We start from the raw sequence: 15,683 nt of genomic DNA, 5'->3' as shown, positions 1-15,683 counted from the left end.
GCGCGATGACCGAGATCGTGCGCTTCGCCGCAGTCGCTGAGGTCGACGCCGATCTCGGGCTGCTCACCAACGCGGAGCGGGCGCGCCACGAGCGGCTGGTCGCCGATGCCGACAAGCAGGCGTACGCCGCCGCGCACGTCCTCGTCCGCGAGTGCGCCGCGAAGCTGCTCGGCACCGCGCGCGAGGAGATCGTGATCGAGCAGCGCTGCGCCCGGTGCGACAGCACCGAGCACGGAGCTCCGTCGGTGGCCGGTGCCGAAGCGGTCCGGGTGAGCCTCAGCCACGCCCGCGGCCAGGTCGCCGCGGTCGCAGCCACGCGCCGCTGCGGCATCGACGTGGAGAAGGTCTCGCGCGGGCCCGACCGGGCGCTCTCACCGCGCGAGATGGCCTGGGTGGCGGGGCAGGAGGATGCTGCGTACGCGTTCATGCGGTTGTGGGTGCGCAAGGAGGCGTTGGTCAAGGCGGGCCACGGCAGCATGGCGGCGGCGCGGCGCCTCGACGTGCTCGCCGGCGGCCCGTCCGGCGACGCTCCGGCGGACCAGATCGGAGAGGTCCGCCTCACCCAGTGGGAGGGCTCCGGATTCCTCGGCGCGGTCGCGATCTGTGCCGACAGGCGGACCGAAAACTGATAGGAAACTGAACGAATGCCGCTTATCCACGCGTTTGACTAGCGGATATGCGACATCACCTATCAGTTGACAGAGAAAGGGACCTCGGCATCTCGCGTGTCGGCCCCGACTGTGAGTAACTTGGTCAGCCCGCGGGGACAGAGAGAGCCCCGTACTCGGGAGGAAGAACCGGATGAGTACGCAGTTGCGACCACCAACGGCGGCGCGACCCAATCCATCAGCACGGACGCGAAGCGCGATCATCGACCGCCTCAGTCCTGAGGACATCGACATGTTCTGGGACCAGATCGCCACCTCGCTCCCGCTTGTCGAGGAGACGGGCGCCGGCGCAGCAGACGACGACGTGATCGTCACCTTCTGCTGGCGCGATGACGAGGCCGAAGAGGTGCTCCTCTTCGCCAACCGGCTGACCGACGAGCGTCATCTCGACGAGACGATGCTCGAGCGGAAGACAGGCACTGACCTGTGGCACGCCTCGTTCCTGATGAAGGGCGACTGGCGGGCCTCGTACTCCTTCCTGTGCAAGCACCCCGGTGAGCCGGCCCCGTGGGAGAGCGGCGGCCAGGTCGAGCTGCGTGCCGTGCTGCACCGCGGCTACCTCGACCCGCTCAACCCCGACTGGTGCCACAACCGGCAGGGCATCAAGCAGTCGGTCGTCTCCCTGCCCGATGCTCCGCTGCAGCCATGGCTCTTCCGCCGCGACGACGTCGTCGGCGGCACGGTCACCCTGGAAGCGGGCCCCGACGGCCGCGACGTCTGGCTCTACGACCCCGCCGGCGCCGATCTCAACGTCGACCTGCCGCTCGTGATCGCTCTCGACGGTGAGATCTGGACCGACCACCACTCGCTGCCGACCACGCTCGACAACCTGATCGCCGACGGCCACCTCCGCCACGTACGCTGCGTCCTGCCCGCCTCCGGCGGTCGCGACAAGCGCTGGGAGGAGCTCGCCGGCGGCGAGGGTGCCGACTACATCGTCAATCAGCTGCTGCCGTGGGTGCGCGAGCGTCGTGCGGTCACCGAGGAGACGTACGTCGTGGGCCAGAGCCTCGGCGGCGTCACCGCGCTGCGTGCCGGTCTGACCTACCCCGAGTACATCCACGGTGTCGCCAGCCAGTCGGCCTCGCTGTGGCTCGACGACCTCGCGGACGCGGTCACGGCGGACGCGAAGACCCGTGTGCATCTGGCGCACGGCACCCAGGAGTGGGTCCTCGACGAGCTCCACCACGACCTCGTCGACCGTCTGCGTGCCGCCGGGATCGACGTCACCTCCGCCGAGCACAACGGTGGCCACGACTACGCCTGGTGGCGCTCGGCCGTCGCCGACGGTCTGCGCGCGCTGCTGCCGCCGGAATAAGGGACGCCCCGGGGCGGGTTGAGACTTCACGTGAAGCTGAGCGTTCTCGACCTCGTCCCGGTCCGTAAGGACCAGTCCTCCGCAGATGCCCTGGCCGCGACGCTGTCGTTGGCGAAGGTGGCCGACGAGCTCGGGTACGAGCGTTACTGGCTCGCCGAGCACCACAACATGCCGGCGGTCGGGTCGACCAACCCGCCGGTGCTGATCTCACTGGTGGCCGGCGTGACCGAGCGGATCCGGGTCGGGTCCGGGGGAGTGATGCTGCCCAACCACGCACCGCTGGTGGTGGCCGAGCAGTTCTCGCTGCTCGAGGCGGCGTTCCCCGGGCGGATCGACCTCGGCATCGGCCGGGCGCCCGGGACCGACCCGGTGACCTCGTGGGCGCTGCGTCACGGCGCCGGTGGGGTGAGCGACGACGCGGTCAACCGCTTCCCGGAGTACCTCGACAACATCGTCGCGATGATGGCGCCCGAGGGCGTCGGGCTGATGGCCGGTGGCCGCCAGCACGTCCTGCACGCGACCCCCTCGGCCGCGTCGGTCGCCGAGCTCTGGCTGCTCGGCTCCTCCGACTACTCCGCGCGTCTCGCCGCCGAGAAGGGCCTGCCCTACGTCTTCGCCCACCACTTCGCCGGCAACGGCACCGACACCAAGGCGATGATCGAGCTCTACCGCTCGACCTTCGAGCCCTCCGAGCTCCTGAGCGAGCCGAAGACGTTCCTGACCGTGAACGCGAGCGTGGCCGAGACCTCCGAGGAGGCCGACCGCCGAGCGCTGCCCCAGCTGCTGACCATGCTGAAGCTGCGCACCGGCCAGCCGCTGACCGCGCAGCCCAGCATCGACGAGGCCGAGAAGACGGAGATCCCCGAGGCCCACCAGGGCCTGGTCGACACGATGCGCAGCCGTTGGATCATCGGCTCCGCCGCATACGCGAAGGCGCGCCTGGCCGGGATGGCCGAGGAGTACGGCGTGGACGAGGTCATGGTGAACCCGGTCGGATCGGCGTACGAGGGGACGGACCCGCGCACCGCGCCGGCCCGTGAGGAGACGCTGCGCCTGCTGGCCGGCTGAGTTGGGTGGCCCCGTAGGATCAGGGCACCTCGTCGCGAGGTGACGGCGCGCCTGAGCCACTTGGGACGAGGGACCTAGGACACTGTCTGCTTCTGGGTGCGTAACTCTGCGCTCGCGCACCGGTTGTGCCAGTCTGATCACCGCTCTGTTTCCTTCTCCACATTTGAAAGTGCCGCCTCATGACACGCTGGAGCCTGCGCTGGTTGAAGCGCCGGGGGCCCCAGACTGCGACGCTCGCTGAGCAGTCAGATCCGGGTCTTGCTCGCTCATTCCCTCCGACCGGGGGTCAGGCCGTGCCCTTTCCCCCGATGCCATCGAACCCCGCCATGCCACAGATCTCCTCCACGCCACCACCCCTACAGGTGGAAGAGGAAGAGGCCTGGCCCGAGATCATGGAGCAGTTCGGGCTCCACCTGATCAGCCTCGCCGAGCAGATGCGCATCTCGCTCGACGGGCTCGAAGCCGACGAGGACGACCCCGACCGGCTGAAGCAGCTCTATGAGGTCGACCACGCCGTCACCCGCATGCGGCGCGCGAGCCGCGACATGCGTACGCTCGCCGGCCGTGCCGAGGACGAGATGGGCGGCATCGACACCTCGCTGCTGGACATCATCCGGATGGCGCTGTCGGGCATCGAGCGCTACAACCAGGTCACGATCGGCCGGGTGAGCGACCTCGCCGTCATCGGCTACGCCGCCGACGACGTCTCCTGCCTGATCGCCGCGCTGCTGGATAACGCGACCAAGTACTCCCCGGGTGCGGTGACGGTCAACGTCCACCTGGCCGACGCCGGCGACGTGCTGTTCCGCATCGAGGACACCGGCATCGGCATCCCGGAGCGGTCGGTGGGGCGCCTCAACGCGCTGCTGGCGGGTCCGATAGTGGAGCTGGTCAGCAAGTCCGGGAGCCACACCGGCTTCCCGGTCGTGCACCGGATTGCCCGAAAGTACGACATCGACGTACGCCTCGCCACCCGCCCCGCGCCCGGCAACGGGATGATCGCGATGGTGACTGTGCCGGCCCAGCTCCTGTGCGAGGTGCCGGTCACGCCGCTCGAACCGGCCGAGCTGCCGAGGACCTCGAGCGCGAGCAGCGTCGCGGTCCTGCCTCCGGCTCCGCGGCGGCGGGGACCCCATTCCGTACCGCAGCCGGCTGCTCAGCCCGCGCGGATGGAGACGCGACCGTCCTCGCTCGAGCCCGTGCGCCGGCCGGTGCCACCGGCCGCGCACCAGGTCGCACCACAGACCGGGCAGCAGCCTGCGATCCAGCAGCCGGCGGCCCAGTTCGCGCCGCCGCCCATCGAGCAGCCGTCGCCGGATATCTCCGCCGACACCATGAAGACGCCGCTCCCGATTCCCGGTGAGACGGATGGGGCGGATGAGACGAACGAGGCCTCCGTGCCCGCTGAGCAGAGTGGCCCAGTAGAGTCGGGCGCGCTCCCGCGCCGGGAGCCGGTCAGCCTGCGCAGCAAGCAGACCGTGCCCGAAGCAGCCGTTGGACCGCAGACCGAAGAGTCCTCGCCGGAGGACCAGTCGGCGGCCCGGCACTCCTTCGCCGACGATCTCGACGCGTTCTCCCTTGGTAGCTAAGACCCAGCAGTGAAAGGAACCCTTTCGTAATGGAAAGCCCGGTCGTCCCCCGCGACCCCAAGGAATTCAGCTGGCTGATCGACAACTTCGCCAGCTCCACCCCAGGTGTGACCCATGCGCTCATCGTCTCCTCCGACGGACTCCCGCTGATCGGTGCCGGCGGCATGTCCGCCAACGTCGCCGACCCGCTCGCCGCGATGACGGCCGGAGTGATCAGTCTCGGCAACAACATCGCGCGCGAGGTGGGCGAGCCCGGCTGTGACCAGGTGATGCTGAAGTTCCACACCGGACACTTCCTCTTCATGGGCATCGGCGACCTCGCGGGCTTCGCTGTCCTCGTCGGCGCAGGTGCCAACCTGGGCGTCGTCGCCCACAAGATGGCCCAGATGGTCGACGCCGTCGGCCACGTACTCACCCCCCAGATGCGCGACGAGCTGCGCCAGATGACCGTCAGCTCGATGGCGGGGGAGCGCGCGTGAGTCGCAACCCTTGGGTGCGTCCCTACGTGCTCACTGGCGGCCGCACCAAGACCAACCACCAGCTGTACGTGCACACGCTGGTCTCGGCGGCGCACTTCGACGCGCGCGCGGCCGCCAAGCTGACGCCCGAGTCGCGCCGGCTCTACGACCGCGTGCGCCTAGGGCCACAGTCGGTCGCGGAGCTGTCCGCACACTGCGGGATCTCACTCGGGGTGACGCGCGTGCTGCTCGAGGATCTTGCCTCGACCGAGCACCTGCAGATCAATGAGGGGGCTTACGACTCCCCGTTCGACCACCGTCTGTTGAAGAGAGTTATCGATGGCCTTTCCGAGCTCGGCTGACCGCCCGGCACTGACCGTCACCTCTGCAAAGCTCGTGATCGCGGGCGGGTTCGGCGTCGGGAAGTCGACCCTGGTCGCCTCGGTCTCAGAGATCCCGCCGGTCAATACCGAGGCGTGGATGACGCAGGCCGGTGAGTCGGTGGACCCGCTCTCGGACGCGAGCGCCAAGACGACCACCACGGTCGCGATGGACTTCGGCCGGGTCACCCTCGCACCCGACCTGCTGCTCTACCTGTTCGGCACCCCGGGCCAGCCCCGGTTCTGGCCGATGTGGGACGACCTGTGCCGCGGCGCCAGCGGTGCCGTCGTACTCGTCGACACCCGCCAGCTCGACGCGTCCTTCCCGGCGGTCAACTACTTCGAGAACGACACCGACGTCCCGTTCATCGTGGCGGTGAACCTGTTCGACGGGAAGCTGACCCACTCCCTGGAGAAGGTGCGCGACGCGCTCTGCCTCGACGAGCGGACGCCACTGGTGACCGTGGACGCCCGCGACCGCAGGTCGACGGCCAAGACATTGGTCGCCTGCCTCTCGCACACGATGAAAACCACCCCCACACGCGCCTGAGCCCGGAGGGCGTCCCCACTCCGAAGGAGTTTCATTGCGCAAGATCCTGATCGTCGGCGCCGGACAGGCGGGCATGCAGCTCGCTCTCAGCCTCCAGGCCGAGGGCTACGAGGTGACGGTCATGTCCGCGCGTACGCCCGATGAGCTGCGCGACGGCTGGCCGACGTCGACGCAGGTCATGTTCGACCCTGCGCTGCAGTACGAGCGCGTCTACGACCTCAACCTGTGGGAGGACGAGGCGCCCCGCATCCCCGCGGTGGGCATCTCGGTCAGCCCGGAGCCCGGGGTCCGCGCGCTCAAGTTCGACGGGCCCTGGGAGCCGTACGCCATGTCCATCGACCAGCGCCTGAAGATGTCCTCGTGGCTGGAGCTGTTCGAGGACCGGGGCGGCCGGATCATCTACCACCCGGTGATGACCTCCGACCTGGCCGGCCTCGCGTCGATGTACGAGCTGACCCTGATCGCGGCAGGCAAGGGCGAGATCGTCGAGCTGTTCGACCGCGACCCGGTCCGGTCCAAGTACGACACCCCCGGCCGCGCCCTCTCGGCCATCTATCTGCACGGCATGGTCGAACCCGACGACTTCCCGGCCGGGAGCATGCGGATCAACGTCGCGCCCGGGGTGGGGGAGCTGTTCGTGATCAGCGCCCTGACCCAGTTCGGGCCGAGCCGGGTCGCGTTCGTCGAGGCGATCCCCGACGGTCCCTTCGACTGCTTCTGGGACCGCCCACGCCCCGACGAGCACCTGCGCCGGCTGCAGCACGTGATGCTCGAGCACATGCCGTGGGAGGGAGAGCTGATGCTGGACTGCGAGCCCACCGACGCCCGCGCCTCGCTCTCGGGCGCCTTCACCGGCACGATCCGCAAGCCGTACGCCGAGGTCGCGAACGACACCTTCGTCTTCGGCATGGGCGACGTCGTCGTGGTCAACGACCCGATCGCGGGCCAGGGCTCCAACAACGCCGCCCACTGCGCCGGTATCTACACGCAGGCGATCCTGGACCGCGGCGACCAGCCGTTCAGCCCCGAATGGATGCAGGCGACCTTCGAGACCTTCTGGGAGACCCGCGCCCAGCACTCGACCGGCCTGACCGACGCGCTGCTCAACCCGCTTCCCGACCACGTGCAGCAGGTGCTCGGCGCGGCCACGCAGCACCAGGCGGTGGCGGACCGGTTCACCCGGCTGTTCCCGCACCCCGAGGATCTCGGCCCGTTCCTCGGCGACCCGGAGGCGGCGCTCGCGTACGTCGCGGAGGTCGCTCAGGCGGACGCGGCCACCCGGGCTTGACGATTAGGGCATTGCTGTTCTAGGGGTCTAGGCTTGGTAGTCGGTCCAACGTGGGTCTGTCTCGTCGTGCCTCGCGGCTGCCCGGTCAGCGCGCTTCTGTGCGCTCGCGGGTGAGACATGCAGATGGCTTCACGAGGTCCACTCCGAGTATTCGGAGAGGTTCCCGGACCGCCCGCGGGTCATCCGATCCGTGGTTTGAACGGTAGATGACCGACCAACAGATTGCAGAGGGCATGCCGAAGAAAGAAGGCGTGATCGAGATCGAGGGCACCGTAGTGGAGGCCCTCCCCAACGCCATGTTCCGTGTGGAGCTGAGCAACGGACACAAGGTTCTCGCCCACATCAGCGGCAAGATGCGACAGCACTACATCCGGATCCTTCCTGAGGACCGCGTGGTGGTGGAGCTGTCTCCCTACGACCTGACGCGCGGTCGGATCGTCTACCGGTACAAGTAACCAGCCGACGATCAAGAAAGGGCTGACATGAAGGTCAACCCGAGCGTGAAGAAGATCTGTGACAAGTGCAAGGTGATCCGTCGCCACGGCCGCGTCATGGTGATCTGCGAGAACCCGCGCCACAAGCAGCGCCAGGGCTGAGCCCAGCTCGCAGCAACAACTGAATATTCGCATCGAGTCGCTAGGACGCTGAATCAGGTCCGAAGTCACCTCCGGAGCAGAGGCCGGAGCCCGAGGGTGCCACCCCGGGGCGCGACCCGACCGACACCTCTGATGAAACGTAAGGAACACAATGGCACGCCTCCAAGGTGTTGACCTTCCGCGCGACAAGCGTGTGGAGATCGCTCTCACCTACATCTACGGCATTGGCCGTACCACCTCGCAGAAGCTCCTCGAGGCCACCGGCGTCAACCCGAACACCCGGGTGCACGCTCTGGCTGAGGACGAGCTGGTCAAGCTCCGTGACGAGATCGAAGCCCAGGGCATCCAGACCGAGGGTGACCTCCGTCGTGAGGTCCAGGCTGACATCCGTCGCAAGATCGAGATCGGCAGCTACCAGGGTCGCCGCCACCGTCAGGGCCTTCCGGTCCGCGGCCAGCGCACCAAGACCAACGCTCGCACCCGCAAGGGCCCGAAGCGCACCGTCGCCGGCAAGAAGAAGGCCAAGTGATCCGACGCGCTCTGCGCGTTGATCCGGCTTTCGCCTCGATCTCACAGACCAGCCAACACAGGAGTTAATGCATGCCTCCGAAGACCCGACAGGGTGCGACGAAGGTTCGTCGCAAGGAGAAGAAGAACGTCGCTCAGGGCGAGGCCCACATCAAGAGCACGTTCAACAACACGATCGTCACGATCACCGACCCGACCGGTGCGGTGATCTCGTGGGCCTCGGCCGGCACCGTCGGTTTCAAGGGCTCGCGTAAGTCCACCCCGTTCGCCGCTCAGATGGCCGCCGAGGCCGCTGGCCGCCGCGCCATGGACCACGGCATGAAGAAGATCGACGTCTTCGTGAAGGGCCCGGGCTCGGGCCGCGAGACCGCGATCCGCTCCCTGGGTGCGATCGGCCTCGAGGTCGGCACCATCCAGGACGTCACGCCGGCCCCGCACAACGGTTGCCGTCCGCCCAAGCGCCGCCGCGTTTGATCCCCACCGAGACATAGAAGGAGACTGAAGAGTAATGGCCCGTTACACCGGACCCATGACCCGCAAGTCGCGCCGTCTCGGTGTCGACCTTGTCGGCAACGACGCGGCGTTCGAGAAGCGCCCCTACCCTCCCGGCCAGCACGGCCGTGGCCGCATCAAGGAGAGCGAGTACCTCCTCCAGCTTCGTGAGAAGCAGAAGGCTCGCTTCACCTACGGCGTGATGGAGAAGCAGTTCGCTTCCTACTACGCCGAGGCCCACCGTCGCGGTGGCAAGACCGGCGACAACCTCCTGGTGCTCCTCGAGGGCCGCCTGGACAACGTCGTCTACCGTGCCGGCTTCGCCCGCACCCGCCGCCAGGCCCGCCAGCTGGTCGTTCACGGCCACTTCCTGGTCAACGGCAAGAAGGTCAACGTGCCTTCGTTCCAGGTCTCGGCTCACGACGTCATCGACGTTCGCGAGAAGTCGCTGGAGATGACCCCGTTCATCGTGGCTCGCGAGACCCACGGCGAGCGCGTCGTCCCGGCCTGGCTCGAGGCTGTCCCGAACCGGATGCGCATCCTGGTTCACCAGCTCCCCGTCCGGGCTCAGATCGACGTCCCGGTCCAGGAGCAGCTGATCGTCGAGTACTACTCGAAGCTCTGATCAGACCCACGCAGTAACCACGGTGAGTCCCCGGCGTTCAAACTTCACAGAAGACGTACGCCGGGGCCTTGCCGCCCCCACAGCCTTCCGTCATCACCCCTTGAAGTTCGGGTCCGTCAAATAGCGGTCGGCCCGGAAAGGACAAATCAGTGCTTATCGCACAGCGCCCCACCCTGTCGGAAGAGTCCGTCGAGGAGTTCCGCTCCCGTTTCGTGATCGAGCCCCTCGAGCCGGGCTTCGGTTACACGCTGGGCAACTCTCTTCGCCGCACCCTGCTCTCCTCGATCCCCGGTGCGTCGGTCACCTCGATCAAGATCGACGGCGTCCTCCACGAGTTCTCGACCATCGAGGGCGTCAAGGAGGATGTCACCGAGATCATCCTCAACCTCAAGGGTCTGGTCGTCTCCTCCGAGCACGACGAGCCCGTCACCATGTACCTGCGCAAGTCCGGTGCCGGTGACGTCACCGCTGCCGACATCGCGCCGCCGGCCGGTGTCGAGGTGCACAACCCCGACCTGAAGATCGCGACGCTGTCCGACAAGGGCAAGATCGAGCTCGAGCTGGTCGTCGAGCGTGGCCGTGGCTACGTCTCCGCCGTTCAGAACAAGGGCGCCGAGAACGAGATCGGCCGCATCCCGGTCGACTCGATCTACTCGCCGGTCCTCAAGGTCAGCTACAAGGTCGAGGCCACCCGTGTCGAGCAGCGTACGGACTTCGACAAGCTCGTCATCGACGTCGAGACCAAGCCGTCGATCGCTCCCCGTGACGCGATCGCCTCGGCCGGTAAGACCCTGGTCGAGCTCTTCGGTCTGGCCCGTGAGCTGAACGTCGACGCCGAGGGCATCGACATCGGCCCGTCGCCGGTCGACGAGCAGCTCGCCGCCGACCTCGCCCTCCCGGTCGAGGACCTGCAGCTGACCGTTCGCTCCTACAACTGCCTCAAGCGCGAGGGCATCCACACCGTGGGTGAGCTCATCTCTCGCTCGGAGCAGGACCTGCTCGACATCCGCAACTTCGGCGCCAAGTCGATCGACGAGGTCAAGCTGAAGCTGCACGAGATGGGCCTGTCCCTCAAGGACAGCGCTCCGGGCTTCGACCCGTCCGCCGCCCTCGCCGCCTACGGCGACGATGACGACGACGCGTTCGTCGAGGACGAGCAGTACTGAGTTTCCACCAAAACCGCCCCGTGAGGGGCGTCTACCCCGGTACCTGATACGGCCGGAGAGAAGGAGCAGGCACGATGCCTACCCCGAAGAAGGGTGCCCGTTTCGGCGGCTCGCCCGCGCACCAGAAGCTGATCCTCTCGAACCTCGCCACCGCGCTGTTCGAGAACGGCCGCATCACCACCACCGAGGCCAAGGCCCGGCACCTCCGCCCCGTCGCGGAGAAGCTGATCACCAAGGCCAAGAAGGGTGACCTGCACAACCGTCGCGAGGTCCTCAAGACCATCCGCGACAAGTCCGTCGTGCACACCCTCTTCACCGAGATCGCCGAGCAGTTCTCGGAGCGTCCGGGTGGCTACACCCGGATCACCAAGATCGGTCCCCGCAAGGGCGACAACGCTCCGATGGCTGTGATCGAGCTCGTCAACGAGGCCTACGAGCCGAAGACCAAGGCCGCTCCGGCTGCCGCGGCTCCGGTTGAGGCTCCCGTCGAGGAGGCTCCGGTCGAGGAGACCGCCGCCGACGAGACCGAGGTTGCTGCCGAGGAGGCTCCCGCTGCGGAGACCACCGAGGACGAGGCCAAGGCCTGATCTGTTCTGAACTGTGGCCCGTCACCCGCGAGGGTGACGGGCCACTGTCATTTCCCGGCGCCCTGCTCGGTCCTGGCCAGTAGCCAGCAGACGACCCCGCCGACGACCATGACCACCGTCGTCGCCACGGTGGAGAGGGCCGACAGCAGCTGCGCCGCGGCGAAGTCGTCGAGAGCCATGGCCGGCGTCAACGCGAGGGACAGGGGCACCTGCACCACGATGAGCAGGAGATAGGTGACGGGGAGCCCGATCAGCCATCGGCGCCCGGTCCAGGCGGCGCATCCCCAACCGGCGAGGACCAGCAGAAGAATCACTGGCGCGACAAGGCCGATGACGACCGGGTTGTAGAACTGGAACAGCTGGACGAGGCCGTGCCAGAGCACGGTGCTCAACAGCCAGGAGAGCATCGGCAGCACGATGCCGAGGAGCCGGCCCGTCGGGGTGCGGGCGATGACTGCGGCGCCGCCTGCCACCACGGCGTACAGCAGCGCGTTGAGCACGATGGTCACGATGGCGATGACGTTCATGGCGGCTGTGGTGCCGCCGAGAAGATACATCAGGACGAACCCGATGACGGCGATCGCGATCTGCAGGATCACCACCGCCGCGATCACGACGATGGTGGTGGCCATGGTCGATCGAGGGGCAGACCCGGTGGTGTGGGTCGGTGGCAGCGGCGTCGGGGGCGGCGGGGGAGACGGCACGGCGTGGCTCATGGCAGGCAGCCTGCCGGACTCGCTGTGCGCCTGACCACCCCTTTCAGCGACGGGTTTCAGCGTCCGGCGTCAAAGGCTGGCGAGGAACTGGGTGCCGTCGAGGCTTCCGGGCTCGGCGCCCGTGCGGGCGATGTCGTGGACCGCGCGCTGGATGGCCTCGTTGGCCGGGGTCGGGACGCCATGGAGACGACCGAGCAGCACGATCTCGCCGGAGAGGTAGTCGATCTCGACGCCGGTGCCGCGGGTGAGGCTCTGCCAGGTCGAGCTGTTCTTGGCACGGGCGCGTCCGGTGATGTGGTCGGCTCGCCGAGTACGGTCCTGGTCGGCGGTCACGACGTTGATGTCGGCGGCAGCGAGGACCGACTCCGCCTCGGCCAGGCAGCGGGCGTAGATGTCCTCGTCGCTCGGGCCGGGCGCGATCGCGGCGTCGATGCCGTTGCCGAGGTTGTTGAGGAGCTTGCGGTGCTTCCAGGCCATGATGTCGGCGCGCGGCTCGCTCAGGAACCCGGCCTTGACCAGGTCGTTCGCGATCCCGGTGGCGGTCTCGTCGACGCCGGTCGGGTAGCGGCCGATGTCGAGGATGCCGGGCTTGTTGCTGGAGTCCTGGACGACCGTGCCCGGGGTCAGGAAGGTGGCGGGGAGGACGACATGGATGGCGTACGTCCGGGCGAAGCGCCGCAGGATCCGCGGCTCGTTCGCGACGCCGTTCTGCAGGGAGACGACCGGGGTGGCCGGCGGGGCGTACGCCGCCAGGTCCTCGAGCGCTGCCTCGGTCTGCTGGCCCTTGACGCTGAGGAGAACAACGGTGTCCTCGGTCCAGGCGACGTGGCTCGCGTCCGCGACGGCGGGTACGTCAAGGGTGAGCACGCCGTCGGGTGTGTCGAGGCTGAGGCCGGTGTCCTGGATCGCGCGGAGGTGCTCGCCGCGGGCCACCAGGGTGACGTCGATCCCTGCCCTGTGCAGCAGGCCGCCCACGACGCCGCCGACCGCTCCTGCTCCGAAGATCACGTAGCGCATGGGCAGAGTCTGGCAAAGCGCCCTCGCGCATTCCGCCCGGGGCAGGTGTTGCTGGGACAATGAGTGACGTGCGCATCAGGATCGACCTCGCCTACGACGGCACCACGTTCCACGGCTGGGCGACCCAGCCGGGGCTGCGTACCGTCCAGGGGGAGCTCCAGAACGCGTTGGCGACCGCGCTGCGGGTGCCGGCGACGGGGGAGCGGTCCCAGGTGTGGGTGACGGTCGCCGGGCGTACCGACTCGGGCGTGCACGCCCGCGGACAGGTCGCCCACTTCGACATCGACCCCGACGTGCTCGAGTCCTCGCGAGGACGGTCCGAGCAGTCGCCGATCGACTCGCTGGTGCGGCGCTTGAACGGGATCCTCCCCGCCGACCTGCGCGTTCGTGCCGCCGTCGAGGCGCCGGTGGGCTTCAACGCCCGGTTCTCGGCGCTGTGGCGACGCTACGTCTACCGGATCGTCGACGACCCGGCGTACGTCGACCCGCTGCAACGCGGACACGTGCTCTACCGGACGCGGCCGCTCGACTTGTCGCTGATGAACGTCGCCTCCGCCGACCTCATCGGGCTCAACGACTTCGCCTCCTTCTGCAAGCCGCGCGAGGGCGCGACCACGATCCGCGATCTGCGCCAGCTCAGCTGGGAACGACGCCCCGACGGGATCATCGAGGCGACCGTCCTCGCGGACGCCTTCTGCCACTCCATGGTGCGCTCGCTGGTCGGGTGCCTGATGGTGATCGGGGAGGGCCGCAAGGACGTCACCTGGGCCAAGGAGTCGCTGGCCTCGCGTTCGCGGTCCTCGTCGATCCCGATCGCGCCGGCCAACGGTCTGACGCTTGAAGAGGTCGCGTACCCGCCCGACGAGATGCTGGCGGCCCAGCACGAACGCACCATGAATCGCAGAGAGGCGAGCGAGCTTGACCGGGACCGATGACGAGCACTACTTCTCCGCCGACCCGTCGGTGCCCTTCGAGCGGATCCCAGTCTCGACGACCGTGTGGGACATGGATCTCTCGCTGGTGTCGGGGTCGGGGGTCTTCGCCAAGGGACGCCTCGACATCGGCACCTCGGTGCTGTTCAAGGAGAGCGAGCCGCCCTCGCTGAAGCCCGGTGCTCGGGTCCTCGACCTCGGCTGCGGCTACGGCATGATCGGCCTCGCCCTGGGTCTCGCGGTGCCGGAGGCGTACGTCACCGGCGTCGACGTCAACGAGCGCGCGGTCCTGCTGGCCAACGAGAACGCGGCGAAGCTGGGTCTGGGTGATCGGTATCGCGCCGCGGTGCCCGCCGAGATCGACCCCGAGACGACCTACGACGAGATCTGGAGCAACCCGCCGATCCGGATCGGCAAGCAGGCCCTCCACGAGCTGCTCCTCACCTGGCTTCCGCGTCTCGCTCCTGACGGCCGAGCGGTCATGGTCGTCGGCAAGAACCTCGGCGGCGACTCGCTGCAGCGCTGGATCACCGACCAGGGCTACCCCACCACCCGTATCGGCAGCGCCAAGGGCTTTCGCGTCCTGGAGACCCGCCGCTCCTGAACGGTCCAGATGCCGGTTTCCGCCGTCTCGCGCGTCTCGCGGCCGGTGGCGCGGGGTGCGCTGCCAGACTCCGTCCATGACCAGCCCCGCGATGACGACCCCCGCGCTGACGAACCGCCAGCGCCTGGCCCGCTCCTACAAGGCCTGGGGCGTCTCCGCGCTGTTGAGCCTGGTGACGGTGCTGCCTGTTTACCTTGCCGTCACGAGCTCCGGGATCGAGCTGTCGCGGCTGATGAGCGTGCCGGTGATGGTCGTCGTGGGGCTGATCGGGCCGGTGGTCGGGGCGTACCTGAGCATGCGCTTCGGGCTCGGTCGGTTCTGCACCGGGGCCGCGTTCGTGATCATCGCTACCCCGATGACGAGCCTGCCGCTGCTGGCGATCCCGGCGTACGTCCTGGCGCCCTGGATCGCCGTGGCGATCACTGAGGAGCCGGCGCCTCAGCGCTGAAACGGCTGAGAGATCAGGCGGGACCGGATCCTCAGCCACTTGAGTATCCGTGCGGATGTGCCTTCCGCATTGTTCAGCCAGGCTCGATAGGTGAGCAGACCGGACCCCACCTGGCACGGCAACGTCATCCGTTCGTACGTCGCGTGGCTGGTCGCTGGGGCGTTGGCCCTGGCGGCAGCGTGGCCTCTGTGGCACCAAGCGCAGACCGATTCGGGATTGGTCGGGTTCGGAGCGTTCGTATGGTCCTTCATCGTGCTTCTGGTCGTCGGGATCGTTGCCGGTGTGGTGCTGAACCGCGTCCTCGCGCTGCCGTGCGCGAGTGGCTTGGTCACGCTGGGGTCCTTGGGGCTGGCGTCCTTGGCCATGCTTGTCGATGACCGGCTGGCGTGGACCGTGTTCGTTCTTTCTCCTGGCGTCGGCGCAGCAGTGGCCGCAATTCCGGCGGCTTCGAGTCCCACCGTCGAGCGGATCTGCGTGGGGGTCTATGCGGCGTTGCTGGTGTTGGTGGTGGCTGGCCTCACCTGGGGGTAATGCCCCGCCGCGTCTGACCCCGCCGAGTCGGCCCGACCTAACACAGATTCCCGCTGAGTCGGCGCGTTAAGACGCGCCGACTCGACGGGAATCTCGGTTAGAACGAGCCGACTCGGCGGGAG

General features: G+C 68.1%; 21 protein-coding genes. 19 read left to right on the top strand and 2 right to left on the bottom strand.

All coding sequences use genetic code 11. From position 1 onward, the window contains the following. Positions 1-5 precede the first annotated feature (5 nt). From ABTW65_RS13085 to rplQ, 15 genes are all read left to right on the top strand, one after another. The gene (locus ABTW65_RS13085) at positions 6-629 is read left to right on the top strand and encodes a 4'-phosphopantetheinyl transferase family protein (RefSeq protein WP_350660642.1); all 624 of its coding nucleotides are present in this window, start codon (positions 6-8) and stop codon (positions 627-629) included. Between the two features lie 172 nt (positions 630-801). Next, positions 802-1,986, top strand: coding sequence for an enterochelin esterase domain-containing protein (locus ABTW65_RS13080; RefSeq protein WP_350660640.1), 1,185 nt, complete (start codon positions 802-804; stop codon positions 1,984-1,986). Positions 1,987-2,016: 30 nt separating this feature from the next. Further along, the gene (locus tag ABTW65_RS13075) at positions 2,017-3,054 is read left to right on the top strand and encodes an LLM class flavin-dependent oxidoreductase (protein WP_350660638.1); all 1,038 of its coding nucleotides are present in this window, start codon (positions 2,017-2,019) and stop codon (positions 3,052-3,054) included. Positions 3,055-3,416: 362 nt separating this feature from the next. After that, complete coding sequence (locus ABTW65_RS13070) at positions 3,417-4,643, top strand: ATP-binding protein (protein ID WP_350660636.1); 1,227 nt, start codon at positions 3,417-3,419, stop codon at positions 4,641-4,643. 29 nt (positions 4,644-4,672) lie between these two features. Next, on the top strand, positions 4,673-5,122 hold the full coding sequence (locus ABTW65_RS13065) for a roadblock/LC7 domain-containing protein (protein WP_091052410.1): 450 nt from the start codon (positions 4,673-4,675) through the stop codon (positions 5,120-5,122). Next, positions 5,119-5,463: a DUF742 domain-containing protein gene (locus ABTW65_RS13060; RefSeq protein WP_350660634.1), complete on the top strand. Its 345-nt coding sequence runs from the start codon at positions 5,119-5,121 to the stop codon at positions 5,461-5,463. Before ABTW65_RS13065 ends, ABTW65_RS13060 begins: the two co-directional genes overlap by 4 nt. After that, complete coding sequence (locus tag ABTW65_RS13055; RefSeq protein ID WP_141806202.1) at positions 5,441-6,031, top strand: GTP-binding protein; 591 nt, start codon at positions 5,441-5,443, stop codon at positions 6,029-6,031. The genes ABTW65_RS13060 and ABTW65_RS13055 overlap by 23 nt, the downstream gene beginning before the upstream one ends. A 34-nt stretch (positions 6,032-6,065) precedes the next feature. Then, positions 6,066-7,319 (top strand): styrene monooxygenase/indole monooxygenase family protein, encoded by a 1,254-nt coding sequence (locus tag ABTW65_RS13050; RefSeq protein ID WP_350660632.1) that lies wholly within the window; start codon positions 6,066-6,068, stop codon positions 7,317-7,319. Positions 7,320-7,552: 233 nt separating this feature from the next. After that, the gene (infA, locus tag ABTW65_RS13045; RefSeq protein ID WP_011757309.1) at positions 7,553-7,774 is read left to right on the top strand and encodes a translation initiation factor IF-1; all 222 of its coding nucleotides are present in this window, start codon (positions 7,553-7,555) and stop codon (positions 7,772-7,774) included. Positions 7,775-7,801: 27 nt separating this feature from the next. After that, positions 7,802-7,915 (top strand): 50S ribosomal protein L36, encoded by a 114-nt coding sequence (gene rpmJ / locus ABTW65_RS13040; protein WP_008361054.1) that lies wholly within the window; start codon positions 7,802-7,804, stop codon positions 7,913-7,915. A 151-nt stretch (positions 7,916-8,066) separates the two neighbouring features. After that, positions 8,067-8,444, top strand: coding sequence for a 30S ribosomal protein S13 (rpsM, locus tag ABTW65_RS13035; protein WP_008361056.1), 378 nt, complete (start codon positions 8,067-8,069; stop codon positions 8,442-8,444). Positions 8,445-8,515: 71 nt separating this feature from the next. Then, a complete protein-coding gene (gene rpsK / locus ABTW65_RS13030; protein WP_091052417.1) occupies positions 8,516-8,917 on the top strand; it encodes a 30S ribosomal protein S11 in 402 nt (133 codons plus the stop codon). Between the two features lie 34 nt (positions 8,918-8,951). Beyond that, positions 8,952-9,560, top strand: a complete 609-nt coding sequence (rpsD, locus tag ABTW65_RS13025) for a 30S ribosomal protein S4 (RefSeq protein WP_141806200.1) — start codon at positions 8,952-8,954, stop codon at positions 9,558-9,560. A 149-nt stretch (positions 9,561-9,709) separates the two neighbouring features. Beyond that, on the top strand, positions 9,710-10,726 hold the full coding sequence (locus ABTW65_RS13020) for a DNA-directed RNA polymerase subunit alpha (protein ID WP_008361061.1): 1,017 nt from the start codon (positions 9,710-9,712) through the stop codon (positions 10,724-10,726). A gap of 74 nt (positions 10,727-10,800) precedes the next feature. Continuing rightward, on the top strand, positions 10,801-11,313 hold the full coding sequence (rplQ, locus tag ABTW65_RS13015; RefSeq protein WP_350660625.1) for a 50S ribosomal protein L17: 513 nt from the start codon (positions 10,801-10,803) through the stop codon (positions 11,311-11,313). A 47-nt stretch (positions 11,314-11,360) separates the two neighbouring features. Here the strand turns inward: rplQ and ABTW65_RS13010 are convergent, their stop codons facing one another. Further along, positions 11,361-11,945 carry a hypothetical protein gene (locus ABTW65_RS13010; RefSeq protein WP_350660623.1) on the bottom strand — a complete coding sequence of 195 codons (585 nt, stop codon included), beginning with the start codon at positions 11,943-11,945 and terminating at the stop codon, positions 11,361-11,363. 153 nt (positions 11,946-12,098) lie between these two features. Beyond that, complete coding sequence (locus tag ABTW65_RS13005) at positions 12,099-13,046, bottom strand: ketopantoate reductase family protein (RefSeq protein ID WP_350660621.1); 948 nt, start codon at positions 13,044-13,046, stop codon at positions 12,099-12,101. A gap of 68 nt (positions 13,047-13,114) precedes the next feature. Between ABTW65_RS13005 and truA the strand changes: the two genes are divergently transcribed. From truA to ABTW65_RS12985, 4 genes are all read left to right on the top strand, one after another. After that, positions 13,115-13,981, top strand: coding sequence for a tRNA pseudouridine(38-40) synthase TruA (gene truA, locus ABTW65_RS13000; protein ID WP_350661247.1), 867 nt, complete (start codon positions 13,115-13,117; stop codon positions 13,979-13,981). Then, the gene (locus tag ABTW65_RS12995; protein WP_350660619.1) at positions 13,965-14,582 is read left to right on the top strand and encodes a class I SAM-dependent methyltransferase; all 618 of its coding nucleotides are present in this window, start codon (positions 13,965-13,967) and stop codon (positions 14,580-14,582) included. The genes truA and ABTW65_RS12995 overlap by 17 nt, the downstream gene beginning before the upstream one ends. Positions 14,583-14,658: 76 nt before the next feature. After that, entirely contained in the window at positions 14,659-15,030 is a 372-nt protein-coding gene (locus tag ABTW65_RS12990; RefSeq protein ID WP_350660617.1) for a hypothetical protein, read from the top strand. 90 nt (positions 15,031-15,120) lie between these two features. Further along, the gene (locus tag ABTW65_RS12985) at positions 15,121-15,561 is read left to right on the top strand and encodes a hypothetical protein (protein WP_350660615.1); all 441 of its coding nucleotides are present in this window, start codon (positions 15,121-15,123) and stop codon (positions 15,559-15,561) included. The last annotated feature ends 122 nt before the right edge of the window (positions 15,562-15,683 follow it).

Origin of the sequence: Nocardioides sp. NPDC127503 (genome assembly GCF_040302165.1) — a bacterium.
GTDB lineage: Bacteria > Actinomycetota > Actinomycetes > Propionibacteriales > Nocardioidaceae > Nocardioides.
Note: the sequence above shows the minus strand (reverse complement) of the source record. Positions and strands in the feature narration are given on the sequence as shown.

Coding starts and splice junctions, on each gene's coding strand:
- rpsM (WP_008361056.1), top strand. CDS start 8,067: ATGGCACGCCTCCAAGGTGTTGACCTTCCGCGCGACAAGCGTGTGGAG.
- rpsK (WP_091052417.1), top strand. CDS start 8,516: ATGCCTCCGAAGACCCGACAGGGTGCGACGAAGGTTCGTCGCAAGGAG.
- ABTW65_RS13065 (WP_091052410.1), top strand. CDS start 4,673: ATGGAAAGCCCGGTCGTCCCCCGCGACCCCAAGGAATTCAGCTGGCTG.
- rpsD (WP_141806200.1), top strand. CDS start 8,952: ATGGCCCGTTACACCGGACCCATGACCCGCAAGTCGCGCCGTCTCGGT.
- ABTW65_RS13055 (WP_141806202.1), top strand. CDS start 5,441: ATGGCCTTTCCGAGCTCGGCTGACCGCCCGGCACTGACCGTCACCTCT.
- ABTW65_RS13005 (WP_350660621.1), bottom strand. CDS start 13,046: ATGCGCTACGTGATCTTCGGAGCAGGAGCGGTCGGCGGCGTCGTGGGC.
- ABTW65_RS13080 (WP_350660640.1), top strand. CDS start 802: ATGAGTACGCAGTTGCGACCACCAACGGCGGCGCGACCCAATCCATCA.
- infA (WP_011757309.1), top strand. CDS start 7,553: ATGCCGAAGAAAGAAGGCGTGATCGAGATCGAGGGCACCGTAGTGGAG.
- ABTW65_RS12990 (WP_350660617.1), top strand. CDS start 14,659: ATGACCAGCCCCGCGATGACGACCCCCGCGCTGACGAACCGCCAGCGC.
- rplQ (WP_350660625.1), top strand. CDS start 10,801: ATGCCTACCCCGAAGAAGGGTGCCCGTTTCGGCGGCTCGCCCGCGCAC.
- rpmJ (WP_008361054.1), top strand. CDS start 7,802: ATGAAGGTCAACCCGAGCGTGAAGAAGATCTGTGACAAGTGCAAGGTG.
- ABTW65_RS13085 (WP_350660642.1), top strand. CDS start 6: ATGACCGAGATCGTGCGCTTCGCCGCAGTCGCTGAGGTCGACGCCGAT.
- ABTW65_RS13010 (WP_350660623.1), bottom strand. CDS start 11,945: ATGGCCACCACCATCGTCGTGATCGCGGCGGTGGTGATCCTGCAGATC.